The sequence below is a fragment of the Psychrosphaera sp. 1_MG-2023 genome, from assembly GCF_030548245.1.
Lineage (GTDB): Bacteria > Pseudomonadota > Gammaproteobacteria > Enterobacterales > Alteromonadaceae > Psychrosphaera > Psychrosphaera algicola.
This window is the reverse complement of the sequence record NZ_JAUORW010000039.1, coordinates 1-4,418: the sequence shown is the minus strand read 5'-3', so window position 1 is coordinate 4,418 and position 4,418 is coordinate 1. Positions and strand designations below refer to the sequence as shown.

Here is a 4,418-nt window from a genome sequence, read left to right as displayed (position 1 = left end):
TCGGCTTTGGCATCCTGCGTCGCTCTACCTCCTAAATCCATTTAGTCGTAGTGCCCCTAACCAACAAAAGGAATGACGGAGTTAGGCAGTGATGAGATCACAATAAGAGAGCCTCTATATGTGTTTGCCGTAAACAATTTTAACGGCCACAATGACATTGCGAAGTAGATTATTTTGCTGATTGACGAATACAATTAGCTGCCTAACAGCAGCTAAAAAAGATCCTATTGTCTATTTGACGGAAGAAGGTTCATATGTGTTAGTTTTGCCTACTGCCAATTGAGTTTTAATTCTTTATGGCTTTGAGCACAATCCTTAAGATAAAGGTTAATTAAATTTTGGTAAGGAACACCGTTTTGATCTGATAATTGCTTGAAGTATTCAATTACATCTTGATCTAAACGGATAGTTATCTGCTTTTTAAGTTTTTTCACATACGGATTAGGTACGGAATTAGAAAAATCATATTGATCACGCATATCGACACTCCTCGTATTGCTTTCGTTCATATTTATCTGCTTTTCTAGCAGAGATGATACGAATATTATCATCTGGCTCTCGATAACAATGACATACGACTAAAGTTTTAAAGTCATTACTTTGACCGAGAATAATAAAACGCTCTTCGCCGAAAGAGCTATCGGGATCAGGTATTAAACGAGCGTAAGAATCAAAGAAAACAGTTTGAGCCTCTTCGAAACTCACACCATGCTTTTTGATATTAGTGCTGGCTTTTTTTAGGATCCCATTCAAAATTAATATCACTCATAAATTACAGTGTAGTTATATCGCAATTATAATGCAAGGTAAGAAGTAAAACTAACGCCGCGGTAAGCTGCGGCTATGTAGTTGATTGTGTTGTGGCAGCGTAGCGACCGCCACATAAACAAGCGACGTAATAGACGTCAGCTTGACCGCCTTGTTAAATTTTTTACTCAATAACAGTTGGCGGCAAGTAAATAGTAAACTCATTGATAGGCTCGATTAAGACGCTATACGGTGAATTTTGCTCTGATTCCTTTACAATTCCCAGAGTAGATAGAAGCTTGAAACTAGCTGACACAAGCTTGGCTGGCTTGACCTCTAGCTCCTTGTGCCAAACTCGATAGGTACCTAGTTTGTTGTCTCTTCTATAATAAAAGCCAGCCAAAGGGAGAGTTAGGTAGACCAACGCTGACTCAACATCGGGAAAACCTGGAAAATCAAATCTATCCGAGTTAGATTGAACCAACTCTACCGAAGCGGCCGCCCAATCAGATGCCGTTTCCATAAGGTACTTATCGTATAAACCACTAGTTTCATTAAGCACACAGTCGAAACTAACTTTTCCGGAGTGCCACGGAAGATTCCATAAATATCTAGGAACTGCGAGCGTCCACGAGTCCAGCGTTGTACCAAGAAACCAAACGCAACGCTCAGCCGTTTTTCTATCGATAATATATATACGATAGTTGGTTTGCCCCATCATAAATTTGGGGAACGGAAACACTGCTGATGTAAAGTCTACATCAATAAACGGAACTACGGATATAAGCCCCATTTCCTGACCATCCACTTCGACTGTATCTAGCTGAAAGCGATCTGGAAATATATCTTTAAATCTCTCCGCCGGAACAGCGTAAGTGATAATTGCAAAATGCTTCAAACCACATAAAACATCTATCCCGCTTGGCTTGGGCCTCTCTATTAAATAATCATCTAGTTTCCGTGATTCTTGCACGATACATCCTTGAAATTTAACGCCACATTAAGCGGAAAATTATAGTTGGCTAAAATGTTTGAGGAACGAAAAACAGCCAACTGTAAATTTGATCTTCACCCGATAAAGTGGACACCGTCCACGTTTCAATTTACTGCCAATTCAAACTCGGCAGGTGATTTATATCCTAAACTCGAATGCAATCTCTGTCTATTGTAAAAGTAATTTAGGTAACCCTTTAATTTTGAATGTAATTTATTGCTGCTATCAAACGTATTCCCTCGAATTAAGTCTGCTTTTAGTGAATGAAAGAAGGACTCGACTTCAGCATTGTCGGTACAGCATCCTGGCCTATTCATACTGGCTTTGATGTTATGATTTACTAAATACTTTTGTACGACGTGGGCGCGGTATTCTGCGCCTCGGTCAGTGTGAAATAACACACTGTCTGTTGGCTGTCGTTTCTTTATTGCTAATCTGAGCGCCTTTAGCGTAAGCTCAGTTGTCTTGTTTTTACCAAACGCCCAACCTATTATTCGACGTGAATACAAGTCGATGACCACAGCAAGATAGTGCCAACGAGCACCGACTTTTAAGTAAGTCACATCACCTGACCACTGTTGATTAATTGCCGTTGGCTTTTCAATATCTTTACGTTTATTTTCTATTTCTTTGTAGAAGAATTTAACTTTCGCAGGTTTGCTGTAAGTCTTTAACGCTCTTGCTCTTAACCCGTTTTCACGCATTAAGCGCGCAACACGTTTTTCACTGGTTTTAACACCTTGTTTTTTAAGCGCCTGAAATACTCTGGGACTACCATAGGTTTGATGGCTCGCATTAAAAGTATATTCAATCTTCAACAATAAATCCGCATCCGAAATATCTCGAGCTGATACAGGTCGATTTATCCAAGCATAATAACCACTGCGTGAGACGTTAAGCCATGAGCATAGGTATTTGACGCCTAAGGCTTGTCCGAACTTTTGGATGAATCCAAATCGTTCTGATGTACTTCCGCCAGATACCGTTGCCACTTTTTTAGCAGGTCGTTCTCCTGCCTAAGACGCTCGTTTTCTTTCTTGAGCTTTTGGATATTATCCAATTCTTTTTTTGTTGGGAGTTTACTCATTATTTCGTCGTTGCCTTGATAGCGCGGCGTCTTTTTAAACTTACCTTCTCGATATTCTTTTCGCCAACGACTAAGCATTAACGGATGAATATCTAGCGCCTCTGCAACGTCCTTTGACATGACATCGTCTCGTAAGCTTAGTTCGACTGCTTTGATTTTGAAATTAACGGGGTAAAACCATGTCTTTCTAGGCTGGGTATATTTAGGCATTTTAGCCTCCTCAAAGTGATGAGGAGGTGTCCACTAAAACGGGTGAAGAGCAATTTTCCGTTTGAATGCCTTGTTATAAGGCCGCTACCACCACTTAAGTTGGTACTCTTTTTTACGCGATTCAATATAAGGCCATGCAGTCAATATACTGTCATGAGTGTAATAAATACCAATCAAATCCTCAGGCTTTAACTTTTTTTCAGGCACGCCTACCAGTTTTTTTGATGAAACAAAATATACAAGAATTTCATCTGGTGGCCCTTTGTACTGCTCGAAAATATGTTCTAAAGTTTGATTTGCCTCTTTAAGCGTTAACCCTGATAAATTATCACAAATCACATACATGACATCAGATGATTCGTAACCTGAGACAACTTGATCACATTTATCCTCTGCTGAAACACAAAATGAAAACATTGCAAATATCAAAGTTAATGCACGATACATAATGGCCTTATAACGCCCGCTTAACAGGCGCAAAAAGCTTGGCTAAAATTAGGAACGAAGTGACGCAAGCCAAGCTTTTTTGCGTCCTTTGTTGAAGCGTTTGTTATGTGCCGATTACTTTAAACCTAGATTTTTCTTTAAACTATTAATAGATAATGCTGGTTTTGTCCGATGTAACATTGCGTGGCAATTAGGACAAACAGGCCTTAAATCTTTTATAGGATCAATTTTATACTCTTTACCTATTTGAGCTAAATCGACAACATGATGAACATGAATAAACCCTGTTCCTATTGAGCCATAAGTTTTTTCGAAATTGAAGTCACATACAAAACAAGAAACGCCGTAATACTCAATACATAAATTTCTAGCTTCACGGCTTCTTTCGTATGTATTAACTGTTATTTGTTTTTTAGCACCTTCGAAAATAGTTTCGTCAACGACCTCATCAGGAAATATATGTTCATCTATGTTAATAGAAAATTCTTGAATTAGGTCTTCAATAAGTTTTTGAGTTTGTACCTGTCGGCTATGACCAAGAGAGTTATAATAAGTTACGTGCTCTGACACTAGACGAAGGGATTTTGTAAAAGCAGCCAAGCCAAAATCGTGATGAATTTGGCGAAGGAAATATTCTGTACCTGCCAAGTTCATTGTTCTTTTGTAAACAAAGCCTTCCATTAAATATTTAAAGTTTTGTATGTAGTCTTGAGTAGAGCCTTTTCCCATCCAATTATTATCAATAGATATTTTTATCGCTTCGCCACGGGATAGTTCACTAAAATGCACTTTTTTTGCAAGTTCATAAACTTTTTTAATTGATTCTAACTCAATTTTCACTAAGGTTCCTTTAGGCACATAACGAGCCTGTAGATTAACTCGTTTATCTATTAATTTTTATGGCATAAACGTTATCTGAGTTTTATTGAGCTT

At 38.4% G+C, this 4,418-nt stretch carries 6 protein-coding genes; all 6 read right to left on the bottom strand.

Going from position 1 to position 4,418, the window contains the following annotated elements; all coding sequences use genetic code 11:
* Positions 1-269: 269 nt before the first annotated feature.
* The 6 genes from Q4575_RS19455 to Q4575_RS19430 all read right to left on the bottom strand — a co-directional run bounded on the left by Q4575_RS19455 (position 270) and on the right by Q4575_RS19430 (position 4,325).
* Positions 270-479 (bottom strand): BrnA antitoxin family protein, encoded by a 210-nt coding sequence (locus Q4575_RS19455; RefSeq protein WP_111978904.1) that lies wholly within the window; start codon positions 477-479, stop codon positions 270-272.
* A complete protein-coding gene (locus Q4575_RS19450) occupies positions 472-753 on the bottom strand; it encodes a BrnT family toxin (RefSeq protein ID WP_303523919.1) in 282 nt (93 codons plus the stop codon). The genes Q4575_RS19455 and Q4575_RS19450 overlap by 8 nt, the downstream gene beginning before the upstream one ends.
* Before the next feature lie 178 nt (positions 754-931).
* Positions 932-1,720, bottom strand: a complete 789-nt coding sequence (locus Q4575_RS19445; RefSeq protein WP_303523918.1) for a DUF2071 domain-containing protein — start codon at positions 1,718-1,720, stop codon at positions 932-934.
* A gap of 125 nt (positions 1,721-1,845) precedes the next feature.
* A protein-coding gene (locus Q4575_RS19440; protein ID WP_303523917.1) for an IS3 family transposase occupies positions 1,846-3,038 on the bottom strand; the annotation gives its coding sequence in 2 pieces (ribosomal slippage) (positions 1,846-2,730 and positions 2,733-3,038; 1,191 coding nt in all).
* Between the two features lie 84 nt (positions 3,039-3,122).
* Positions 3,123-3,485 (bottom strand): hypothetical protein, encoded by a 363-nt coding sequence (locus tag Q4575_RS19435; RefSeq protein WP_303523916.1) that lies wholly within the window; start codon positions 3,483-3,485, stop codon positions 3,123-3,125.
* 114 nt (positions 3,486-3,599) lie between these two features.
* Positions 3,600-4,325 (bottom strand): HNH endonuclease, encoded by a 726-nt coding sequence (locus Q4575_RS19430; RefSeq protein ID WP_303523915.1) that lies wholly within the window; start codon positions 4,323-4,325, stop codon positions 3,600-3,602.
* Positions 4,326-4,418 lie beyond the last annotated feature (93 nt).

Excerpts from the sequence above, each read along its gene's own strand:
- Q4575_RS19435 (WP_303523916.1), bottom strand. The coding sequence starts at position 3,485 with ATGTATCGTGCATTAACTTTGATATTTGCAATGTTTTCATTTTGTGTT.
- Q4575_RS19455 (WP_111978904.1), bottom strand. The coding sequence starts at position 479 with ATGCGTGATCAATATGATTTTTCTAATTCCGTACCTAATCCGTATGTG.